Annotated in this window: 20 protein-coding genes and 1 pseudogene; all 21 read left to right on the top strand. The window is 66.2% G+C overall.

Annotated elements, in window-relative coordinates; genetic code table 11:
- Positions 1-74 precede the first annotated feature (74 nt).
- Entirely contained in the window at positions 75-1,436 is a 1,362-nt protein-coding gene (locus AC1DDA_RS07920; protein WP_476795342.1) for an NAD(P)H-dependent oxidoreductase, read from the top strand.
- Positions 1,433-2,461, top strand: coding sequence for a thiamine pyrophosphate-dependent dehydrogenase E1 component subunit alpha (locus tag AC1DDA_RS07925; protein ID WP_476795343.1), 1,029 nt, complete (start codon positions 1,433-1,435; stop codon positions 2,459-2,461). The genes AC1DDA_RS07920 and AC1DDA_RS07925 overlap by 4 nt, the downstream gene beginning before the upstream one ends.
- Positions 2,451-3,473: an alpha-ketoacid dehydrogenase subunit beta gene (locus AC1DDA_RS07930; RefSeq protein WP_476795344.1), complete on the top strand. Its 1,023-nt coding sequence runs from the start codon at positions 2,451-2,453 to the stop codon at positions 3,471-3,473. Before AC1DDA_RS07925 ends, AC1DDA_RS07930 begins: the two co-directional genes overlap by 11 nt.
- Entirely contained in the window at positions 3,473-4,708 is a 1,236-nt protein-coding gene (locus tag AC1DDA_RS07935) for a dihydrolipoamide acetyltransferase family protein (protein WP_476795345.1), read from the top strand. The genes AC1DDA_RS07930 and AC1DDA_RS07935 overlap by 1 nt, the downstream gene beginning before the upstream one ends.
- A gap of 113 nt (positions 4,709-4,821) precedes the next feature.
- Positions 4,822-5,817, top strand: a complete 996-nt coding sequence (locus tag AC1DDA_RS07940) for an ABC transporter substrate-binding protein (RefSeq protein ID WP_476795346.1) — start codon at positions 4,822-4,824, stop codon at positions 5,815-5,817.
- Between the two features lie 15 nt (positions 5,818-5,832).
- Complete coding sequence (locus tag AC1DDA_RS07945) at positions 5,833-7,539, top strand: ABC transporter permease (protein WP_476795347.1); 1,707 nt, start codon at positions 5,833-5,835, stop codon at positions 7,537-7,539.
- Positions 7,527-8,618 (top strand): ABC transporter ATP-binding protein, encoded by a 1,092-nt coding sequence (locus tag AC1DDA_RS07950; protein ID WP_441513186.1) that lies wholly within the window; start codon positions 7,527-7,529, stop codon positions 8,616-8,618. The genes AC1DDA_RS07945 and AC1DDA_RS07950 overlap by 13 nt, the downstream gene beginning before the upstream one ends.
- Positions 8,619-8,641: 23 nt before the next feature.
- Positions 8,642-9,790, top strand: coding sequence for an MBL fold metallo-hydrolase (locus AC1DDA_RS07955; RefSeq protein ID WP_476795348.1), 1,149 nt, complete (start codon positions 8,642-8,644; stop codon positions 9,788-9,790).
- Between the two features lie 3 nt (positions 9,791-9,793).
- On the top strand, positions 9,794-10,573 hold the full coding sequence (surE, locus tag AC1DDA_RS07960) for a 5'/3'-nucleotidase SurE (protein WP_476795349.1): 780 nt from the start codon (positions 9,794-9,796) through the stop codon (positions 10,571-10,573).
- Between the two features lie 76 nt (positions 10,574-10,649).
- Complete coding sequence (locus tag AC1DDA_RS07965) at positions 10,650-11,078, top strand: NUDIX hydrolase (RefSeq protein ID WP_476795350.1); 429 nt, start codon at positions 10,650-10,652, stop codon at positions 11,076-11,078.
- Positions 11,079-11,240: 162 nt separating this feature from the next.
- Entirely contained in the window at positions 11,241-12,008 is a 768-nt protein-coding gene (locus tag AC1DDA_RS07970; RefSeq protein ID WP_476795351.1) for a DeoR/GlpR family DNA-binding transcription regulator, read from the top strand.
- Positions 12,009-12,124: 116 nt separating this feature from the next.
- Entirely contained in the window at positions 12,125-13,114 is a 990-nt protein-coding gene (gene phnD, locus AC1DDA_RS07975; protein ID WP_476795352.1) for a phosphate/phosphite/phosphonate ABC transporter substrate-binding protein, read from the top strand.
- A gap of 41 nt (positions 13,115-13,155) precedes the next feature.
- Positions 13,156-13,971 carry a phosphonate ABC transporter ATP-binding protein gene (phnC, locus tag AC1DDA_RS07980; RefSeq protein ID WP_476795654.1) on the top strand — a complete coding sequence of 272 codons (816 nt, stop codon included), beginning with the start codon at positions 13,156-13,158 and terminating at the stop codon, positions 13,969-13,971.
- Entirely contained in the window at positions 13,968-14,774 is an 807-nt protein-coding gene (phnE, locus tag AC1DDA_RS07985; RefSeq protein ID WP_476795353.1) for a phosphonate ABC transporter, permease protein PhnE, read from the top strand. Before phnC ends, phnE (AC1DDA_RS07985) begins: the two co-directional genes overlap by 4 nt.
- Positions 14,771-15,601: a phosphonate ABC transporter, permease protein PhnE gene (gene phnE / locus AC1DDA_RS07990; RefSeq protein ID WP_476795354.1), complete on the top strand. Its 831-nt coding sequence runs from the start codon at positions 14,771-14,773 to the stop codon at positions 15,599-15,601. Before phnE (AC1DDA_RS07985) ends, phnE (AC1DDA_RS07990) begins: the two co-directional genes overlap by 4 nt.
- Positions 15,579-16,559, top strand: coding sequence for a TIGR01459 family HAD-type hydrolase (locus tag AC1DDA_RS07995; RefSeq protein ID WP_476795355.1), 981 nt, complete (start codon positions 15,579-15,581; stop codon positions 16,557-16,559). Before phnE (AC1DDA_RS07990) ends, AC1DDA_RS07995 begins: the two co-directional genes overlap by 23 nt.
- A complete protein-coding gene (locus tag AC1DDA_RS08000) occupies positions 16,553-17,881 on the top strand; it encodes an ABC transporter substrate-binding protein (RefSeq protein ID WP_476795356.1) in 1,329 nt (442 codons plus the stop codon). The genes AC1DDA_RS07995 and AC1DDA_RS08000 overlap by 7 nt, the downstream gene beginning before the upstream one ends.
- Positions 17,882-18,030: 149 nt before the next feature.
- A complete protein-coding gene (locus AC1DDA_RS08005; RefSeq protein ID WP_441513176.1) occupies positions 18,031-19,746 on the top strand; it encodes an ABC transporter permease in 1,716 nt (571 codons plus the stop codon).
- A gap of 2 nt (positions 19,747-19,748) precedes the next feature.
- Positions 19,749-20,822, top strand: a complete 1,074-nt coding sequence (locus tag AC1DDA_RS08010; protein ID WP_476795357.1) for an ABC transporter ATP-binding protein — start codon at positions 19,749-19,751, stop codon at positions 20,820-20,822.
- Between the two features lie 301 nt (positions 20,823-21,123).
- Positions 21,124-21,369, top strand: a pseudogene (locus tag AC1DDA_RS08015) (GntR family transcriptional regulator); the annotation flags it as partial.
- Between the two features lie 392 nt (positions 21,370-21,761).
- Complete coding sequence (locus AC1DDA_RS08020; RefSeq protein WP_476795655.1) at positions 21,762-22,622, top strand: aminotransferase-like domain-containing protein; 861 nt, start codon at positions 21,762-21,764, stop codon at positions 22,620-22,622.
- Positions 22,623-22,732 lie beyond the last annotated feature (110 nt).

Below are 22,732 nucleotides of genomic sequence, written 5' to 3' on the forward strand. Positions count from 1 at the left end.
GCTATTGACAGAACAAAAGATACGATCTTTTGTTCCCAACAAAGAACATATGTCCTTAGGGAGATTCCGAAACGATGGCTGCGCTTCTGACGCAACTGCCTCCAGGCGCGCCGATAGCCGGCCTGTCTTTGGCCGAGGCCCTCGAGTTGCGCGAGGCCTCCGGCAAGCGCGTCCGTGTCGGCTTGATCGGTGCCGGCCAAATGGGAACAGACATCGTCGTCCAGATCTCCCAGATGACCGGCATCGAGATCGCCGCCGTCGCCGACATCGCGCCCGATCGCGTCGCGGAGGCGGCCGCACTGGCCGGGCGCAAGGGCGAAGTCGATAACGTCACCGACGAGGCCGGCCTCGATGCCAGCAGACGCAAGGGCCGCATCGCCGCCACGACCTCGCTCGACCTGATCTGCCGCTCGCCCCATGTCGACGTCATCATCGACGCCACCGGCAATCCCGAGGCCGGCTCGCGCGTCGCGCTGACCGCGATCGCCGCGCGCAAGCATATCGTGATGATGAATGTCGAGGCCGACATCACCATTGGCTCCTATCTCGCGGTCGAAGCCGCCAAGGCCGGCGTGGTCTATACGCTCGGCGCCGGCGACGAGCCCGCCGCCGCGATGGAACTGATCAATTTCGTGCGCGCCATGGGTTATCCCGTCGTCGCCGCCGGCAAGGGCAAGAACAACCCCTTCCGCATCGACGCCGTGCCGGCCGACTATGTCGAGGAAGCCACGCGCCGGAACATGAACCCACGCATGCTCGTCGAATTCGTCGATGGCTCGAAGACGATGGTCGAGATGGTCGCCATCGCCAACGCCTGCGGCTTCGTGCCGGATATCCCCGGCATGCACGGCCCGGCCGCGCCGAAGGACGAATTGCAGAACTATTTCTGCCCGAAGGAGGAAGGCGGCCTGCTCTCGCACAAGGGCGTGGTCGATTTCTCCGTGGCCAAGGGCGTCGCGCCCGGCGTCTTCGCCGTCGCCGAAATGCGCCATCCCCGCGTCCGCGAACGGATGAGCGACCTGCATCTGGGCCCCGGCCCCTACTACTCCTTCTTCCGGCCCTATCACCTGACGAGCCTGGAAGTGCCCCTCTCGGCCGCCGCCGCCGTCATTTTCAACCAGAGTCATATGCGCCCGCTGCCGGTGCCGACCTCCGAGGTCGGCTGCATCGCCAAGCGCGATCTCGCGGCCGGCGAGACGCTCGATGCCATCGGCGAATACGGCTATCGCGGCTTCGCCCTCTCCCGCGCCGACGCGCAGGCCCGCAAGGCCCTGCCGATCGGCCTCGCGCAGGGCGCGACCATGACGCGGGCCGTCGCCAAGGGCGAATTGATCACGCTCGCCGACGCCACCCCCGACGAGCGCTTGAAGATCGTGGAGGTACGCCGCGCTCAGGACGCGATGATCGCCGCGCTGACCTCCGGAGCCCAGGCATGAGCGCACGCAAGACGGACGAGATGGCGAGCGCCGCGCCGAGGCCCAACCAGCGGCCCGAACTCGCCGCCCTCGACGACGAGACGCTGGCCCGCGCGCTGACCCGGATGCACCTTATCCGCAAGTTCGAGGAGGCGGCCGAGGCGAGCTATATGCGCGGCCTGATCCACGGCACGATGCATCTCTCGATCGGCCAGGAGGCGAGCGCCGTCGGCACGACGCTGCCGCTCGAAGCGCACGACTACATCCTCTCGACCCATCGCGGCCATGGCCACTGCATCGCGCGCGGCGCCGAGCCCAAGCTGATGTTCGCCGAATTCTTCGGCAAGGAGACCGGCTACTGCAAGGGCCGCGGCGGCTCGATGCACATCGCCGATGTCGAGGGCGGCAATCTCGGCGCCAACGGCATCGTCGGCGGCGGCCTGCCGATCGCGGTCGGCGTCGGCATGAGCATCAAGGCCCAGAAGAACGGCCGCGTCTGCATGGTCTTCTTCGGCGACGGCGCCTCGAACGAGGGCGCCTTCCACGAAGCACTCAACATGGCTTCGATCTGGAAGCTGCCGGTCGTCTTCGTCTGCGAGAACAACAAATACGGCATGTCGATGGACATCTCGCGCGCCATGGCGGTGGCGAATGTCGCCGACCGTGCCGCCGCCTACGCCATGCCGGGCCACAGCCTCGACGGAAACGATCTCGCCGGCGTCGCGGCGGTGGCGCGCGAAGCGATTGCGCGGGCCCGCTCCGGCGAAGGGCCTTCGCTGATCGAGTGCAAGACCTATCGCTGGCGCGGCCATTCCAAGAGCGACCGCAATCTCTACCGGACCAAGGAGGAGATCGAGGAGTGGCGGGCGCAGGACCCGATCCGGCGCCTGGAGGACGAGCTCAAGGCGCATGACCGGTTCGACGCTACGGCACTGATGAAACTGGAGGAGGATGCCCAGAGCGACATCGACGCTGCCGTCGAATTCGCCCGCACCTGCCCGGACCCCGATCCGAAAGACCTGACCCGTGACGTCTATGCCCTCTGACACGCTCGAAGCCGTGAGCGAGATCCGCGAGCTATCCTATGCCGAAGCCGTGCGCGAGGCGCTCGGTCAGGCGATGGAAGCCGACGAACGCGTCTTCCTCTTCGGCGAGGACGTCGGAATCTATGGCGGCGCCTTCGGCGTCTCCGGCGATCTCGTCCACCGCTTCGGCAAGGAGCGCGTGATCGACACCCCGATCAGCGAGCTCGGTATTGCCGGAGCCGCCGTCGGCGCGGCGATCACGGGTATGCGGCCGGTGCTGGAGATCCAGTTCTCGGATTTCGTCACGCTTGCCATGGAGCAACTCGTCAACCAGGCGGCCAAGATCCGCTTCATGTTCGGCGGGAAGGCGAGCGTCCCGATGGTGGTGCGCCTCCCCGGCGGCTCGGGCACCGGCGCCGCCGCGCAGCACAGCCAGAGCCTGGAAGCCTGGTTCGCGCATGTGCCGGGTCTCAAGGTCCTGCAGCCGAGCACCCCGCATGACGCCAAGGGCATGCTGCTCGCGGCGATCGACGACCCCAACCCGGTGCTGATCTTCGAGCACAAACTGCTCTACAAGACCAAGGGCCATGTCCCGGCCGAGGCCTATCGCGTCCCTATCGGCAAGGCGGCGATCCGCCGCGAGGGCACGGACGTCACCATCGTCGGCTCCTCGATCATGGCCCGCAAGGCGGAGGCCGCGGCCGAGCGTCTCGCGGCCGATGGCATCTCGGCGGAGGTGATCGACCTGCGCTCGATCCGCCCGATCGACTTCACGACCATTGCCGAGAGCGTGCGCAAGACGCATCGCCTCGTGGTGGTCTACGAGGGCGTGAAGACAATGGGTATCGGTGCCGAGATCTCGGCGATGATCGCCGAGAGCGAGGTCTTCGATTTCTTGGACGCGCCGATCATCCGGCTGGGCGGCGCCGATGCGCCAATCCCCTACAATCCGGTGCTGGAAAAGGCCGCCGTCCCGCAGGAGGACGACATCGTCGTCGCCGCAGCCAATCTCGTGCATCGCGGGGAAGCCTGATGCCGGTCGAGGTCATCCTTCCCAAGGTCGACATGGACATGGAGACGGGCACGATCGAGGCCTGGCATGTCAAAGAAGGCGATCTTGTCCGCCAGGGCGACACGATCTTCGAAATCGGCACCAACAAGGCCGTGATGGAGGTCGAGGCGCCGGCCAGCGGCGCGATCCGCGGTATCAAGCTCGAGACCGGCGTGCCGATCACGGTGGGGACGCCCGTCGCCTGGATCTACCTCGACGGCGAGGCCGCCACCACGCCGTCCGAGCCGGCAGCCGCTGCGGCTTCCGTGGCGGCTGCCACCTCCAACCCTGAAGGCGCGGCCCGGACGTCAGGCGCCTCTGCGGCTCAATCCGCGGCGCCGGGCCTGCGCGCGACCCCCCTCGCCCGCCGGATCGCCCGCCAGAATGCGCTCGACCTCAAGACAGTGGCCGGCACGGGGCCGCGCGGGCGCATCGGCGAAGCGGATGTGAAGCGTCATTTGGAGCAGCGGCCTTGCTGCACTCCGACCCAGGAGGCTCGCCCGGCGCCGACGCCTGCCACCAGCGCTTCCGAAGGCCGCCTGCAACCTTTCTCCGCCATCCGACGCATCGTCGCGAGCCGGCTCTCCGAGAGCATGCGCACGGCGCCGCATTTCTATCTCACCTCCGAGATCGAAATGAGCGCGGCGCGCGAACTGCTGCGCCGTCTCACGGCTCGGCATGAGCGGATCGGCGCACCCAAGCCCAGCATCACCGTGCTGATCGCGCGTATCGCCGCCCGCATCCTGCGTGACCACCCGGTCATCAACGCCTCGGCCGAGGGCGAGGCGACGCGCTTCCACGAGCGCGTCGACATCGGCATCGCCATGGAACGCGATGGCGACCTGGTCGTCCCTGTGTTGCGCGATGCCGCCGGCATGGACATGCCTGCCATGGCTCGCGAGTTCGCCAGGCTGCGCGACGGCATGGCGAAGCGCACGCTGACGCCGGCAGAGCTCGGCGGGGGCACCTTCACCATTTCCAATCTTGGCATGTATGGTGTCGACAGCTTCACGGCGATCATCAACCCGCCGCAGGGGGCGATCCTCGCAATCGGGCGCACGCTCGACAAGCCGGTCGGGCGCGATGGGCAGATCGTGCTCAGGCCGATGGCGAACTTCACCCTTTCCTCGGATCACCGCATCGTGGACGGGGTGGCAGCCGCCCGCTTCATGGCCGACCTGCGGGAGGCGGTGGAGAACCCCGAAGTCATTTTGTGATTGAACGTCACCGTCGGCACCTCAACGGGCGCCGGCCATAGACCATCCATGATCGAGATCGACCGACGCGACAAGCGTAAAGGTCGGCGGCAAATAACGGAGGAGACAAAACGATGACCCCGACGAAACGCAGGTTCCTGATCGCTGCCGCCTTCGGCACCCTGATCGCGGCCGCCCCGGCCTTCGCCCAGGCGCCCTCGGGCAAGCTGGTGCTCTATACCTCACAGCCCGAGAAGGATGCCGCCCAGACCACCGCAGCCTTCAAGAAGGCCTACCCCAATGTGGAGATCGACATCTTCCGCTCCGGCACGACCGAGGTGATGGGCAAGCTCGCGGCCGAGATTTCCGCCGGCCAGCCCGGCGCGGACGTGTTGCTGATCGCGGACGCGGCGAGCATGGAAATCCTGAAGGCACAGAACCAGCTTCTCGCCTATCCCGGCGCGAAGACCGAAGGCCTGCTGGAAGGGTCCTTTGACAAGGACAAGAGCTATTTCGGCTCCAAGCTGATTACGACCGGGATCGCCTACAATACCGCCGCGAAGGAGAAACCGGCTTCCTGGGCCGATCTCGACAAGCCGGGCTACAAGGGACAGATCTCGATGCCGAGCCCGCTTTATTCGGGCGCTGCGGCGATCATGCTGTCGACGATGACGGCGCGTCCCGATCTCGGCTGGAAGCTGTTCGAGGGGCTGAGGGCCAACGAGGCAGTGGCGGTGCGCGGCAATGGCGCGGTGCTGCGCTCGGTCGCCACAGGCGAGAAGGCCTATGGCGTGCTGGTCGATTTCATGGCCTACAACGCCAAGAAGCAGGGTTCGCCGATCGACTTCGTTTTCCCGAAGGAGGGCGCCCCCGCCGTAACCGAGCCAGTCGCCATCGTGAAGACGACCAAGAACGTGGCTGCCGCCAAGGCCTTCGTCGACTTCATCCTCTCCGATGACGGCCAGAAGCTGGCGCTCGCCATGGGCTACATTCCGGCCAAGCCCAGCGTCGGCTCGCCGTCTTGGCTGCCGGAGGGCACCAAGATCAACGTGATGGCTTCGGACATCCCGGCCGTGGTCAAGGCGACGGAGGCCGACAAGGCCCGCTTCGCCACCATGTTCGGCAACTGAGCCGGCTGGGTGCGCATGTCCCTCGCTGATACCGCGACGCTTCGTACGCGCGTCGAGGAGGCGGGCCTTCTCTGGGGTCTCGTCGGTCTCGTCGCCGTGTTGTCGCTGCTACCGATCGGGCGACTGGTCGTCGAGGGCTTCGCCCCTGGCGGCCAGCTCTCGACGACCGCGCTCGGCAAGGTGCTCGCCAGCCCGGCGACCTGGACGGCGACCTGGAACAGCCTCGTCACGGCCATCGCGGGCACCGTGCTCGCGGTCCTGATCGGCGGCGCGGTCGCGCTGATCGCGACGCTAACCGACATCCGCGCCCGCAACGCCTTCACCTTTTGCTTCGTCCTGCCGCTGATGATCGCGCCGCAGGTCACGGCTCTCGCCTGGCTGCAGCTCTTCGGCCCGTCGAGCACGCTGCTCAAGCTGATCGGACTGGCTCCACCGCTCGGCAGCCGCAACCCGCTCTATTCGCGCGAAGGCATCATACTGCTGCTCGGCATCCAATATGCACCGCTGGTCTTTCTGACCCTGCGTGCGGGGCTTCGCGCTCTGCCCAAGGAACTGATCGAGGCCGGGCTTGCCGCCGGCGCCGGCCCGCTCACGGTGCTGCGTACCGTCGTGCTGCCGCTGATGACGCCGCCCCTCGTCGCCGGCATCGCGCTGTGCTTCGTCTCCTGCCTCGGCAATTTCGGCATACCGGCCTTCCTCGGCATCCCCGGGAACTTCCTGGTGCTGCCGACGCTGATCTATCAGCGCCTGGCCGGCCTCGGCCCTGGCGTGCTCTCCGAAGTCGCGATCCTGTCACTGCTGATCGGCGCCATCGCGATGGCGGGCATCCTGCTGCAGGACTTCATGATGCGCCGTCGCGATTTCCGCATCACCACGACCTCCAGCGCCGCGCGTCCCTTCGAGCTCGGCCGTTGGCGGGCGCCGGTCGAGATCCTGCTCTGGACCTTCGCGGTCCTCGTCCTGGCGCTGCCCTTCCTCGGCCTGCTGACGACGTCGCTGATCCCGGCCTTCGGCGTGCCGCTCAATGCGGCGACGGCGACGCTCGCCAATTATGCCTATGTGCTGATCGAGCACGCCGCCTCGAAGCGCGCCTTCGTCAACAGCTTCCTGATGTCGGCCGGGGCGGCGCTCGCCATCGTGCTGATCTGCGTGCCGCTCGGCTATTTCCTCGTCTGGAAGAAATCCCGGACCCTGCGCCTGCTGAACCTTGCCGCCGAGCTGCCCTATGCGATGCCGGGCGTCGTGCTCGCAATCGCCGCCATTCTGCTCTTCCTCAGACCGATCTTCGGTATCTCGCTTTACAACACCGTCTGGATCATCGTTTTCGCCTATCTCGCCCGCTTCCTCGTGCTTGGCCTGAGACCGGTCGTCAGCGGATATCTTCAGGTCGATCGCACACTGGAGGAGGCCGCGCAGATTGCCGGCGCCGGACTGCCGCGCCGCCTCGTCACCATCATCTTCCCGCTGGTCGCGCCGGCCGCGGTGGCGGGCGCGCTCTTGATCTTCCTCACCGCCTTCAACGAGCTGACGGTCTCGGCGCTGCTCTGGTCTTCCGGAGCCGAGACGCTCGGCGTCGTCGTCTTCTCCTTCGAGCAGGGCGGTGATTCCACCTATGCCTCGGCGCTGGCGACGATCACCGTGTTCGTCACCGTCGGGCTGATGGCTTCAACCACCCTCTTCGCCCAGAGATTGCCCCAGGGAGTCCTGCCGTGGCGCGACTAACCATCGACCGGGCGCAGAAGCGCTTCGGCTCCTTTATCGCACTCGACGACGTCTCGATCGATGTCGCGGACGGCGAATTCCTCGCCGTGCTCGGCGCCTCTGGCTGCGGCAAGACCACGCTGCTGCGTCAGATCGCCGGTTTCGACAAGCTCGACGGCGGCTCGATACGCATCGGCGACCGGCTGGTCTCGTCAGCGGAATCCCATGTTCCGCCCGAGCACCGCAAACTCGGCATCGTCTTCCAGTCCTATGCGCTCTGGCCGCATATGACGGTGGCGGAGAACGTCGCCTATGGACTCACCGTCGCCGGCGTGCGCGATCCCGAGCGGGCGCGTCGCGTCGCTTCAGCGCTCGACCTCGTCGGCCTGAACGGCTTCGCCGAGCGCCGCCCCGGCATGCTCTCCGGCGGCCAGCGCCAGCGCGTCGCGCTCGCCCGATGCCTCGTGACCGAGCCCTCGCTGGTGCTGCTCGACGAGCCGCTGGCCAATCTCGACGTGCATTTGCGTGCTTCGATGGAGGACGAATTCGCCCGCTTCCACGAGCGCACGGGAACGACCATGGTCTACATCACCCACGACCAGGCCGAGGCGATGGCGCTGGCCGACCGTATCGCCGTGATGGACCGTGGCCGGCTGCTCCAGCTCGCTACGCCTTCCTTGCTTTACCGGGAACCCGCGAACGCCCTCGTCGCCGGCTTCATCGGCGAGGGCATGGTCCTGCCCGCGGCGGTTCTCTCCGCGCCGCAGGCCGGCCGCTGCAAGGTCAGCGTGCTTGGCGTGGAGGCGGTAGTGCGCTGCCGGCCCGACCAGACCGTCACCGAACGGGCGAAGCTCTGCCTGCGTGCACGCGACATCGGCATCGCGCCCGCAGGAGACAGCGGCCTTTCCGCCGATGTCGAGCGGCTGTCCTATCAGGGCGGGTACTTTCGGCTCGAGGCACGGCCGGCCGCGAACGAAGGTGTCATCCTGCATCTCGACGCCGCCGAGCCGGCCCCGGCCCAGGCAGGCGAGGCGATCCGCATCGCCATCAATGACGGCTGGGTGATTCCGGAGCACGGCGTCACGGACAAGGCCGCATGACATCGGCCGTATGAGATCTGCGTATGAAACTGACCATTCATGGCGGCGTCGGCGAGAAGGGCCGCACCTGCATCGGCGTTGAGGAAGGCGGGACGCGTCTTCTGCTCGATGCTGGTGTCGACACCAGCGTGCCGCGAGGCCCTGGCTACTACCCTGCGATCAGCCCGTCCGAGCTCGAGCGCCTTGATGCGATCATCGTCACTCATGCCCATGAGGACCATGTCGCGGCACTGGGCTGGTGCCTCGCGCATGGCTTTATGGGCCGGATCCTGATGACGACCGAGAGTGCGGCTGAAGCCGACGCCACACTCGCCGCCTATGCGACGCCGCAAGAGCATGCGCTCGTGCAGATGGCCGCTATCGAGACCATCGCGCCCGGCCGGGAATTCGCCATCGGTCCGCTGACCATTCATACGGGCCGCAGCGGCCATGTCGTGGGCGGCGTCTGGTGCCATCTTTCCGCGGGCGGGCGCGGGCTTGTTTACTGCGGCGATGTCGTGCCGGCCAGCCCCGTCTTCGCGATGGACCCGCTGCCAGCCAGCGACCTGTTGCTCGTCGATGCGTCCTATGGTGCCGACAATGTCCCCGCCGCCGAGCGTGGCGCTGCCATCACGCGCTGGCTGGACCGCCATCCGCAAGGGAGTGTCTTGCCGACCCCGCTATCCGGCCGTTCAATCGAACTGATCGGGCTGATCGGGGGGCCGATCGCAATCCACCCTTCGATGCGAAACGCCCTTGCCGCACAGATCGCCGCCAGCGGCTGGCTGAAGCCCGGCATCGCCGAGGTTTTGTCGCACCGCCTCGCCGCTGCACTCCTCTGGGAAGAGGGGCAGCCGCTGCCTCCGGCCGCCCTGCTCTGTGACGACGGAATGGGGCTCGCAGGTCCCTCCAAGGCTGCGCTCCACCAGGCGGAGCGCGCGGGGCATCCTGTGCTGCTGACCGGCCATATCCCGAAAGGCAGCCCGGCCGATGCGTTGCGCGCTGCCGGAAAAGCCGATTGGCTGCGGTTCCCAACCCATCCCACGCTGCCGGAGAATGCCGCCATCGCCGCGGCCAACGGTGCCGGTCGCGTGCTTGCCCATTCCTGCGACGCCGCAACCGCCCGCAATCTCGCCGCCACCATCCCCCGCCTCGTGGCCGACTTGAAGCCCGGCGACAAGATCGAGATCTGAGCCATGCGCATCCTCATTGCCAATGACGACGGCATCGACGCAGCCGGGATCGCGCTGCTCCGTCAGGCCGCCTCCCGCGTGGCTTCCGATATCTGGGTCGTCGCCCCCGAGCGGAAATGGACGGCAGCGAGCCACCATCTCTCCTTCGATCGCGACCTGACGCTGACCCGTCGCGAGCAGCAGATCTACGCGTTGGACGGCACCCCGGCCGATTGCGTCGTGGCCGCCATGACCGTGCTGTTCCGCGATGGAGGCCGTCCCGATCTCGTCCTGTCCGGTGTCAACGACGGTCGCAACGCCGCCGAAGACGCCGCCTATTCCGGCACGCTTTCAATTGCGCGCGAGGCGAGCTTCTGGGACGTTCCGGCGATCGGGTTCTCGCGCACCAAGGGCGGCGCATCCGAGGAACGGGATATCACGGCACTCGCCGCCCTGATCGAGAATCTCTGGCAGCGTCGCGCGCTCTGGAGCCGCGAGGGCGCCTATCTCAGCGTCAACCTGCCGAAAGACCTGCCAGCAGAAGCAGGCCTCGCCACCATTGGCCGCGACAAGATCGCCGGAGCGGCCGATGTAAAGTCAGATGATGGCGAGCGCATCACCTGGCGCATCCGGCGCGGCCGGGCTCATACGAGCCGGCCCGGCGACGAGAACAGCCTGATCGATTCGGGCCGGATCGCCATCGTCCGCCATTGCTGGATCGATGGGGCGCCGCTGCCTGACGGCTTCGCCGCCGGGCTCAACGCCGCGCTGTCCCCTGCCCCGGTCGCGACAGCTGAGCAATAGCGTCTTGGCGAGATCGTCTCGCCGGGCTCCTGTGAGTCCGCCAGAAAGCGCGGCGTCTCGAAACCACACTGGTGCAATGAAGAAACCCCGGGAAAACGGCAAGGCTAATCTGCAAGTCGGAGCGTTACCGCTTCGACGGACAGCCGCCGGTTCTTGGGAGGTTCTGCTCGTCACTACGCGTTCGACAAAACGCTGGACCGTGCCAAAGGGGTGGCCGATCAAGAGACTGAGAGCTCATGACGCGGCAGCGAGAGAGGCGCGTGAAGAGGCTGGCGCGGTTGGGCTGATGAAAAAGAAGGCCGTCGGGCGGTATCTCTATTGGAAGCGAATGGAAGCCGAATTCAGGCTCTGCAAAGTTCGCCTCTACCCATTGCTTGTTACAGAGCAGTTGTCCCACTGGCCCGAACAGGCACAGCGCCTGCGACATTGGTTTAGCCTGAAGGACGCGGCCGACCTTGTGGAAGAGCCGGGACTTAGAAAGGTGCTGGCTACGCTGAAGCTCTGATGCCAACCTAGCCAATGTTGCATCCGTCGGGCGCTTGGCGAGGCCGAATGCCGCATTCGCATAAGATGCACCGATGCGCGGCGCGACAGGGCTTGGCCCATTTTTTCATTCGTTGTTACTAGGGCTCGGAATCGAACTTCCCCCCATTGCCGGTGGAGCTATATGCCGACGCTCGGCCTCACCTCTCGCCAGAAACAGATTCTCGCCGTTGTGCAGGAAGTCGGCTTCACGACGATCGAGACTCTTGCAGCCCGCTTCGGCGTGTCGACCCAGACAGTCAGGCGCGAAATCATCCGTCTGCAGGAACAGAATTATCTGCAACGCTTCCATGGCGGCGCCGGCCTGGCGTCGGGCGGCATCCGCTCGGCCTACGCCCAGAAACTCACCATTTCCCCCAAGGGCAAGCAGCGGATCGGAGCGGCTCTGGCGGACGTCGTTCCACCAGGCGCTTCGGTGTTCCTCGACGTTGGCACCACTGTAGAAGCCGCAGCCCGCGCATTGCTAGGGAAGCCGGGACTGCGTGTCGTGACCGCTAGTGTTTCGGTCGCACAGATCTTCTGCCAGGGCGGCGTGTTCGAGGTCGTGGTCACAGGCGGAATCACCCGCGGTGCCAACGGATCCCTCGTTGGCCAGCAGGCCATCAGCATGATTGCGGGTTTCCGCTTCGACTATGCAATTCTCGGCGCCGGTGGTTTCGACGACGACGGTGCACCGATGGACTTCGATCTTGAGAAGATTGCCGTTCGTCAGGCGGCGATGGCCCGGTCTCGTCAGACGGCCGTGCTCGCAGACCACAGCAAGTTCGGCCAAGTCGGCACCGCGAGGATAGCCGAGCCCGGTATGGTAGACCTGTTCGTCGTCGATGCCGAACCGACCGAGCCGCTACGCGAAGCCTGGCTCAAGAGCGGCAGTCGCTGGCTGGTCGCCTAGGACGCGCAGTGGCATCTGAGTAGCCGGCAACCCTTGTCACACTGATCGATATTGATCAGGATGGAAGAAATCTTACACGAGCGCTGTTCACAGGCGCCGCTTCCGGGGAGGTTGCCATGCTGCGCGTCAAAACCGCGTTCCTTTGCCTATTCGCTCTTGGTGTCGGGCTCGCGGGCTCCGCGCAGGCGCAGGATTGTGCGAACCGCGGGACGCTCGATGCACGCTATTGCGACACCAATCGCGACTTGCTCGCCGACACGCCGACCGATGCGGCAAAGCAGAAAGACCCCGATACGCTGATCTTCTCCTACACGCCGGTCGAAGATCCGTCGGTCTACGAAAACGTCTTCGCCGACTTCCTCGCCCATCTGAGCAAGGTCACCGGCAAGAAGATCAAATGGTTCGGCGCCGAGTCCTATGCCGCGCAGGTCGAGGCGATGCGCTCCGGGCGCCTTCACATCGCGGGCGTCGCCAGTGGACCGACGCCGTTTGCGGTCAATCTCGCAGGCTTCGTGCCGATTGTCGCAATGGCGAAGAAGGACGATTCGATCGGCTACACGCTCCAGCTCATCGTGCCGAAGGATTCGCCGATCAAGAGCATCGCTGATCTCAAGGGCAAGCGCGTGGCCCATGTCGCGCCCTCGTCGAACTCCGGCGACACCGCGCCGCGCATCCTGTTCAAGGAGAAGGGCGTCGTACCCGGCAAGGACTACGAGGTCCTCTACTCGGGCAAGCACGACAACTCGATCATGGGCGTGGTCAACAAGGACTACGATGCGGCGCCGGTCGCCTCCAGCGTCGTCGAGCGTATGGCCGATCGCGGCATGTTCAAGCGCGACGACATCCGCATCGTCTATGAGTCGAGCCCGTTCCCGCGCACGGCCTTCGGTCTCGCCCATGACCTCAAGCCCGAGCTGCAGGCCAGGATCAAGCAGGCCTTCCTGACCTTCGACTTCCTTAATTCCGCGCTCGCCAAGGAGTTCAAGGACACCAAAGGCTTCAAGCAGCTCAGCTACAAGGACGCCTGGAGCGACATCATCCTGATCCAGAGCAACAGCGGCATCACCTATACCCAGGACGGCCTCTCGAAGCTGAAGGGTGATTGATGTCGGCGGCGTTCGGGGCGGCGGCAGGCAGCGGCGCGCCGCTGCTGGCCGTCGAGGGGCTGACCAAGGTCTATCCAACCGGCAAGAAGGCGCTCGGCGGGGTCGATGTCGTGATCGACAGGCCGCAGCTCGTGGCGGTGATCGGCTCCTCGGGGGCCGGCAAGAGCACGTTCATCCGCTGCATCAATCGGCTGGTCGAGCCGACTGCGGGCAGCGTGCGGCTCACCGGCGAGGATATCGTCGCGCTCGACCGGCGTGGCCTGCGCGCCGCACGGCGCCGCATCGGCATGATCTTCCAGGAATACAATCTGGTCGAGCGGCTCAGCGTCATGCAGAACGTGTTGTCGGGGCGGCTCGGCTATACCGGCCTCCTTGCCTCGTTGCGCTACCGCTTCCCGCCCGAGGATATCCAGGCGGCCTTCGCCCTGCTCGACCGCGTCGGCCTCGATGGCTACCACAACCAGCGGGCGGACGCGCTCTCCGGCGGACAGCGCCAGCGTGTCGGCATCGCACGCGCCCTGATGCAGCGGCCGGACCTGCTGCTCCTTGACGAGCCAACCGCGAGCCTCGATCCCAAGACGTCGCGCCAGATCATGCGCCTCGTGCGCGAGCTCGTCGCGGAGCGCCAGACGCCGGCCATCATCAATATCCACGACGTCGCGCTCGCCCGCGCCCATGCCGACCGCATCATCGGCATGAAGGACGGGCTGATCGTCTTCGACGCGGAAGCGGGCGCCCTGAGCGATGCGGCGCTGACGCGAATCTATGGCGAGGAGGACTGGTCGAGCCCGACGGACGAGGAGGCCGAGACTTCTCCCGCGAGCGCTACGATGACCCCGCTCGGCGCACTGTCATGACGGTGGCGGCAGCCTCCTATCCCAGCAAATGGCGTGCGCCCAGCATCTTCGGCAGCCCCGGCCGGCGGCTGGTGTTCTGGATGCTGGTGGTTGCCTATCTGGTCTGGTCGCTCTCGACGCTCAATGTCGACACGGCCCGCATCCTCGCCGGCCTGCCGCGCGCCTGGACGATCCTGGCGCGCATGGTCCCGCCGGATTTCGGCCGCTGGCAGCTATTGCTGACCGGCATGGTCGAGAGCGTGCAGATCGCCATCGCCGCGACGATCATCGGCGCGGTGCTGTCGATCCCGATCGGCATCGCGGCCGCGGCCAATCTCTCGCCGCGCCCGCTCTATCTGCTGGCACGTGCCTTCATCGTCACGGGGCGGACCTTCCACGAGGTCATCATCGCGATCTTCTTCGTGAAGCTGTTCGGCTTCGGCCCGGTTGCGGGCCTGCTGACGCTCGCCTTCTCCTCGGCGATCTTCCTCGGCAAGATGCTGGCCGAGGATATCGAGAACATGAAGCCGGGCCCGGTCGAGGCGATCCGTGCCACCGGCGCAAGCTTCGGCCAGACTTTCTTCTACGCGGTCGTCCCGCAGGTCCTGGTCAAGACGCTGGGCGTGCTGATCTACCGGCTCGATTCCAACCTCCGGCATTCGACCGTGATCGGCATCGTCGGGGCCGGCGGCATCGGCCAGACGCTGTCGGCCTCGTTCTCGCGCTATGATTTCGACTTCGCCAGCGCGATCCTGCTGACGATCGCGGCGATGGTCGCCTTCGGCGAATGGTTCAGCGACTGGGCCAGGCGGAGGCTGAGATGACGGCGCATCAGCTCCCGCAGGACCGCGCGCCGATGCGCCGCTATCCCGACCAGTGGGAACGCTATTCGCTGCGCGAGCGCATCGTGCACTGGCTCTGGCTCGGCGGCATCGCGGTCGCTGCGGCGTGGTCGGTCTCGGCGCTCGACATCGAGTGGGCCTTCTTCGCCGATGCCCACGAGCAGGCGGCCGACCTGATCTCGCGGATGTGGCCGCCGCGCTGGTCCTATCTGCCGCGCATCGTCCAGCCGCTGATCGAGACGCTGCACATCGCGACGCTCGGCACGATGATCGCCATCGTCTTCGCGCTGCCGGTCGCCTTCCTCGCGGCGCGCAACACCACCTACAACCAGGCGACCTGGCTCATCGGACGCACCATGCTGGTGCTGTCCCGCTCGATCAACACGGTGATCTGGGGCCTCCTCTTCGTCGCGATCTTCGGGCCGGGGCCGGTTGCCGGCATCTGCGCGGTGGCAGCTCGCTCGGTCGGCTTCATCGCCAAGCTCGTCGCCGAGGCGATCGAGGAGGTCGATGGCGGCCAGATCGAGGCGGTGGAATCGACCGGCGCAAGCACCTTGCAGGTCTATGGCATCGCGATCCTCCCGCAGATCCTGCCGGTGCTGATCGGCACCTCGATTTATCGCTGGGACATCAACGTGCGGGAGTCGAGCGTGCTCGGCTTCGTCGGCGCTGGCGGCATCGGGCTCCTGCTCTACGCCTCGATCAACCAGTTCGCCTGGTCGCAGGCGATCGTGATCCTGATCGCCATCCTCGGCATCGTCATCATCAGCGAGGCGCTTTCGGCCTATGTCCGCTCTCGCATCGTCTGATCTGCATGGGCAGACAATCTTCGTGGAGGGCGTGGCGCAGCTGGCCAGGCGTTACGACGGTTTCCTGCTGGATCAGTGGGGGGTGCTGCACGACGGCGCTGCCGCTCACGAAGGAGCCGTGGCCTGCCTTCGGGCGCTCCGAGCAGCCGGCAAGCGCGTCATCATCCTCTCGAACTCGGGACGCGGAGGCAGCGAGAACGACGCGATCCTCGCCAGTATGGGCTTTCACCGCGACCTCTACGACGTTGTGGTTTCCGCCGGCGACGATGCCCGGGATGCGTTGTTGAGGCGTGATGAGCCCGGCTACCGAGACCTCGGCCAGCGTTGCCTGCCGCTCACGCGGCCCGGCGAGCAACATCTCGCCGACGGCCTGGACCTCACCCTCGTGGAAGCCCCCGAGGAGGCGGATTTTCTCTTCACGCTCAGCATCGATGCCGAGAGGCAGTCGGCCGCCGGGTGGCGGCCCGTACTCGAACGAGCTCTGCGACTGGGGCTGCCGATGATCTGCGGCAACCCGGATCGCCACCGTGTCCATCCGGGCGGGCGTCTGCTCGAGGCGCCCGGAGCAGTCGCTCTCGCCTATGAGCGGATGGGCGGGACGGTGCATTATCACGGCAAGCCGGAGGCGCGCATCTATCGCACCTGTCTGGAGCGGCTGGGATTGCCTCCCAGCCGCCTGCTCGCGATCGGGGACTCGCTCGAACACGACCTGGCCGGCGCGGCGCGCGCCGGCGTGGATTGCCTCTTCATCGCCGGCGGCATTCATCGCGACGAACTGAGCTGGAACGAAGGCAGCCAGGCGTTTCGGCGAAGCTGCGAGGACCTGTTCGCCCGCAACGCCGGCGCGCCGCGCTATTGCCTGCCGACATTCGCCTGGGAGCCGGACAGTGGAACAATGAGCAGTTCCGCCGGGCTCACCCCAACCAACAATACCTCGGAGGGAGATTCACAATGTTGACGCGCCGTTTCGTGATCGCCGCCGCGCTGGGCGCGGTGAGCCTGCCTGCAGTGGCCTTCGCCCAGACGTCGTCGGGCAAGGTCACGGTCGTGACCTCATTCTCGAAGGATGTCACGGATCCAATCAAGAAGGCGTTCGAGAAGGCGGTTCCGGGCGTCACGCTCGAAGTGCAGAACCGCAACACCAATGCCGGTGTGAAATATGTCGAGGAGACCACGGCCAACAACCAGGTCGACCTGTTCTGGGCCTCGGCGCCCGACGCCTTCGAGGTGCTGAAGGGCAAGAAGCTGCTCACCGCCTACAAGCCCAAGGCGACCGGCATCCCCGACAAGATCGGCTCCTATCCGATCAACGATCCGCAGGGCTACTATTTCGGCTTTGCCGCCTCCGGCTACGGCATCATGTGGAACGACCGCTATGCCAAGGCCAACAAACTGCCCGAGCCCAAGGAGTGGCAGGACCTCGCCAAGCCGATCTTCTACGACCATGTCGCGATCGCGGCGCCGTCGCGCTCCGGGACGACCCACCTGACGATCGAGACGATCCTGCAGGGCGAGGGCTGGGACAAGGGCTGGCGCACCATCAAGGAGATGGCCGGCAATTTCCGCTCGATCAACGAGCGCTCCTTCGGCGTGCCCGAACAGGTCAATTCCGGCCAGGTCGGCGTCGGCATCGTCATCGACTTCTTCGCCTTCTCGGCCCAGGCCTCGGGCTTCCCGGTGAAGTTCGTCTATCCGAGCGTGACGACGGTGGTCCCGGCCAATGTCGGCATCGTCGCCAACCCGCCGAACAAGGCGGCTGCCGAAGCCTTCATCGAGTTCCTGCTCTCGCCGACCGGCCAGGAAGTGCTTCTCGAGCCCGGCATCCGCCGCCTGCCGGTCAATCCCGCCGTCTATGCCAAGGCCGGCGCCGACTATCCGAACCCCTTCACCGACCCGCGCTTCCAGAAGATGATCGGTTTTGACGTCGACAAGTCGGAGCAGCGCACGGCTGTCGTCGACACGCTGTTCGACCAGTTGATCTCCTTCCAGCTCGATGCGCTGAAGGGCGTCAACAAGGTGCTGCACGAGGTCGATGCGGCCCTGGCCAAGAAGCCGAACGACAAGGCCAAGGCGCTGGCCGAGGAAGCCCGCGTGCTGCTCGCCGCCATGCCGGTCAACGAGGCGCAGGCCGCGAGCGCGGAGCTGCGCGGCGCCTTCACCGGCGCCAAGGAGAAGGGCGCCCGCCAGGCCGAGGTCGAGAGTCAGTGGGCGAGCTTCGCCCGCGACAACTACGCCAAGGCCAAGGCCAAGGCGGAAGAGGCTCTCAAGGCTGCGAAGTAAGCTCTCCCGCGCATGTCATCCCGAGCGCGCTGCGGCGCAGATGCGGGACCGCGTGACGAAGAGGCGCCTTTCCTGAAGACGGTCCTGTGTCTGCGCAGCGGCATTTCATGCCGCGGCGCGCACGGGATGACAGCCCGCGCAGCGATCTCATGACAGCCATTCCGACCTCGGCTCCCCGCCCCCGTCGCATCGCCGGCACGCCCGGCCAGGTCGCGCTGGCGCTGGCGATCGCCGCCTTCCTCCTGATGTTCCTGGTGCTGCCGGTGGCGACGGTGATCTATGTCGCCTTCACCGAGAAGGGCACCTCGACCTTCACGCTGGTGAACTTCTACGACTTTGTCCGCACCGAGCTGTTCATGCGCTCGTTGTGGAACTCGTTCTATGTCTCTGCAATGTCGGTGGTCTGGGCCTCGGTCTTCGCCCTGCCGCTGGCTTATCTGACGACACGCTTCGTCTTCCGCGGCGCGGCCATCGTCCAGACACTCGGCTTCCTGCCGCTGATCATGCCGCCCTTCGTCGGGGCGGTGGCGATGCAGCTCTTCTTCGGCCGCAACGGTTCGATCAACCTGCTGCTCGACGACTGGTTCGGCTTCAAAATCGACTTCATGGAGGGGCTGAACGGCGTCATCTTCGTCCAATCCGTCCATTATTTCCCGTTCATCCTGATCAATCTCTCGGCGGCGCTCCGCAATGTCGACCGCGCCATGGAAGAGGCCGCGCAGAATCTCGGCTCCTCCGGTTTCCGGCTGTTTCGGCGGATCGTCTTCCCACTGGCGATGCCCGGCTATCTCGCTGGCGCCTCGCTCGTCTTCGTCAAGGTCTTCGACGACCTCGCCACCCCGCTCCTGCTCAACGTCAAGGACATGCTGGCGCCGCAGGCCTATCTGCGGGTCACCTCGATCGGCATCGCCGACCCGATGGGCTACGTCATCTCGGTCGTTCTGATCGTCGCCTCGGTCACGGCGATGTGGCTCTCGGCGAGGGCGTTGAAGGGGCGCGACTACGCCACGACACAGCGCGGCGGCGGCGGCCTCGCCAAGCGCGTGATGACGCCGATGGAGGCCGTGTTCGGCTACGGCATCGTCATCCTGATCCTCGCGCTGGTGCTGGCACCGCATCTGGGCCTGCTGCTGCTCTCCTTCGCCACGATCTGGTCCTATTCGCCCCTGCCCGACGCCTTCACGACGGCGCATTACGCCCGCGTCTTCGGCGAGAGCTCGGTCTACATCAAGAACACGCTGATCTACGCGACGATCGCCGGCGGCATCGACGTCGTGCTCGGCGTCGCCATCGCCTATCTCGTGCTGCGGACCAAGCTCGTCGGCCGCGAATGGCTAGACTGGATGGCGACAGCCGCGCTTGCGATCCCCGGCGTGGTGCTCGGCATCGGGTATCTCAGGACCTTCTACGGCATTACCCTGCCGGACGGGACGCCTCTCGCCGCGCTCTGGATCACCATCGTGATGGCGCTCGCCATCCGGCGCCTGCCCTATGCCCTGCGCGCCTGCTATGCGGCGCTCCAGCAGATCTCGGTCTCGCTCGAGGAAGCCGCCGAGAACCTGGGAGCTACCAAGGCGCGCACGGTCCGGCGCATCGTCGTGCCGCTGATGGCTGGCGGCATCCTTGCCGGCTTCGTCACCTCGTTCTCGACGGCGGCCGTCGAGCTCTCGGCGACGCTGATGCTGGTGCAGTCCAATTCCGACGCGCCGCTGGCCTATGGGCTCTATGTCTTCATGCAGTCGGCGGCGGGCCGCGGCCCCGGTGCCGCGCTCGGCGTCGTCGCGGTGATCCTCGTCGCGGCCTGCACCTTCCTCTCCCATCTCATCATCGAACGCAGCCAGAAGGCCAAGGGAATGGGCCACTGATCATGAACGCGACCGTCTCCCTGACCACACCCGCCGTCTCAGTCGACATCGAAGGCGTCAACCTCTCCTACGGCACCAACCATGTGCTCAAGGACATCAACCTGGCGATCAAGCCTGGCGAGTTCTTCGCCTTCCTCGGCCCCTCCGGCTGCGGCAAGACCACGCTCTTGCGCGTGATCGCCGGCTTCAACCATGCCGATGCCGGCGAGGTCCGGATCGGCGGCAAGCCCATCACCGACCTGCCGCCGTGGAAGCGCGACGTCGGCATGGTCTTCCAGTCCTATGCGCTGTGGCCGCATATGACGGTGCGCCGCAACGTCGCCTTCGGGCTGGAGGAGCGCGGCGTGAAGCGCGCCGAGGTCGAGCGCCGCGTGGAGGCGGCACTGGGCCTCGTCGGCCTCGCCCATCTCGCCGAGCGGCGGCCCTCGCAGCTCTCCGGCGGCCAGCAGCAGCGTGTCGCGGTCGCCCGTACCGTCGCGGTCGAGCCCAAGGTGCTGCTGCTCGACGAGCCGCTCTCCAATCTCGATGCTAAGATGCGGGTGCATGTACGCCGCGAATTGCGCGATCTGCAGCAGCGTCTCGGCCTGACCACGATCTTCGTCACCCACGACCAGGAGGAGGCAAACACGATCTGCGATCGGATCGCGGTCATGAATGACGGGATCGTCCAGCAGGTCGGGACGCCGATGGAGCTCTATGAGAATCCAGCCAATCTTTTCGTCGCGAATTTTCTCGGAAGCGCAAACATCCTCGATGGACGGACCACTGCCGACGGCCGAGGCTTCGAGCTTGCCGGAGGCCTCGTTCTGCCGGTTGGCCATGAAGTCGCTCCCGGCGCCAAGCTCGTCTTTCGCCCGCAGCATGCGACTCTGGCTGGGAATGCCGACGGCATCTCGCTACCTGGCTCCGTAGCAGGGCGCGAATTCCTCGGGGCGAGCGTCCGATATCTCGTCAGGGTTGGGGAAACGGAGGTGGCGGTGGATGCACCGTTTCAATCCGGTCGCGAGATCTTCCAGATCGGGCAAGAGTTGACGGTTTCATTGTCCCGGACGTCACTTCTCTGGCTGAAGGAGTGACGACCCTTCTCATTTGGGAAGCCGCCAAAGCGGCGCCTGTGCGAGTTCGCCGGAATTTACTTGGGCACCTGACGTTGCCAAGCTCCGCAAAGGGCCGGTGATGCACCCGGTATTCCAGGCTAGGCGCTGATGGACCTGCCGAGCGTCGACAAGCATCGTGCATCCTCCGACGGGATGCCGCATCAACCGGCCGCGAGGTCCCAGAGATCGAGCTTGGCGCGGGAGGACCACCGCGAAATCCGCTTGGAGAATCCGGCGTCCGCGTCCATTCGGAAGGAGCGTGTCAGCCTGACGAGGGCGAATGGCCAACCAGTTCAACTATCCCGTCTGGAACCTGATCAGGCTCGAGCGCGATAGCGATATCCCGCTCTATGAGCAGATCTTCGCCCGGTTCCGCGCCGGCATCGTCGAGGGGATGCTTCCGCGCGGCACGCGACTGCCGCCCAGCCGCATCCTGGCCAAGGAGTTATCGCTCGCACGCAATACGGTGGTGCAAGCCTATGACCGGTTGGAGGCGGAAGGCTATGTCCGGCGCGCCCATGGCTCCGGTACCTTCGTCGACAAGATCCTGCCCGAGGATCACCAGACACGAGCCACCCCAAGCTTGCCCACACCGCCGTCCGGCCAGACCGTGTTGTCGGAACGTGCGGCCCGGTTGATCGAATTTCGCCTCCCAACCGAGCGATCGGAGATGCTGGGCCTCAGTCCGGGCATGCCTGCGCTCGACGAATTTCCCTATGAGATCTTCAGCCGGATCGCGGCGCGGCACTGGCGTTCGCGCGCCATCTCGCAAACGGGCTACGGCGTGGGCCATCCTCGCGCCGGCCTCACCCACCAGATCGCCGCCTATCTGGCAGAAGCGCGAGGCCTGGCCTGTGCGCCGGAACAGGTCATCTCATCGGCAGCACCCTCCAGGCGGCTGCGCTCGTTGCCCATGTCCTGCTTGACGTCGGCGACACCGTCGCGGTCGAGGACCCCGGCCACCTGGCCGAGCTCGCCACCTTCGAGCTCAGCGGCCTGCGCATCCACCCCCTTCCGGTGGACGAGATGGGGCTCGACGCCGCCGCGCTCCCGACCCGGGCTGAGGTCGGGGCGCTGCCGAAACTGGTCGTCATCTCTCCAGTCGAGCAATACCCGTTCGGATGCTCGATGCCGCCGGCACGGCGCCAGGCGCTGCTCGCCTGGGCACAGACCCATGGCGGCTGGGTGCTGGAGGACGATTTCAACAGTGAGATCCGCTGGTCGGGAGAGGCACAGCCACCGCTCTTCGCCGCTGGTCCCCATGCCCGCGTCATCTATACCAGCTCGTTCAACCGCGCTCTGGCACCGGGCCTCAGGCTGGCCTATCTCGTTGTGCCGCCGAACCTGATCGAAGCCTTCACCCAGGCGCAGCGCGTCTTCTCGCTTTACGCGCCGCAGCCGGACCAGGCGCTGGTCGCCGCCTTCATGGCGGAGGGGCATCTGGCAGCGCATTTGCGGCGCATGCGGGCGATCTACCGGGAGCGCTCGCTCTTGCTCGGCGAACATCTGCGGCGGCGCCTCGGCGATCGCTTCACTGTCCCGCAGGTCACGGCGGGTCTGCATCTCACGATCAGGTCCCGGGTCCCGTTCGACGATACCGCCGCCGCCGCGTCGCTTCTGAGCTGGGGCTTAAACTGCCCGGCTCTGTCGCAATATTGCCGCGGCCCGACCCGGCGCGGACTCGTCATCGGCTTCGGCAATACCGGCACCGAGAAGCTGCCGGCCTGCGCCGAAGCGGTGGTGCGTGCCGTCGAGGCGGCCTGCGAAACCGTCAAGTAACGGCGCTTGCGCGCTTTCGATCCAGGCCGAAACTGGACCCCAGCGAAATCGCAAAATTGGACCTTGGGAGGTCCTTCCCCGCCCCGCATGTTCTCCGCACCAGCGGAGTT

The organism is Allobosea sp. 10N428 (assembly GCF_056394545.1).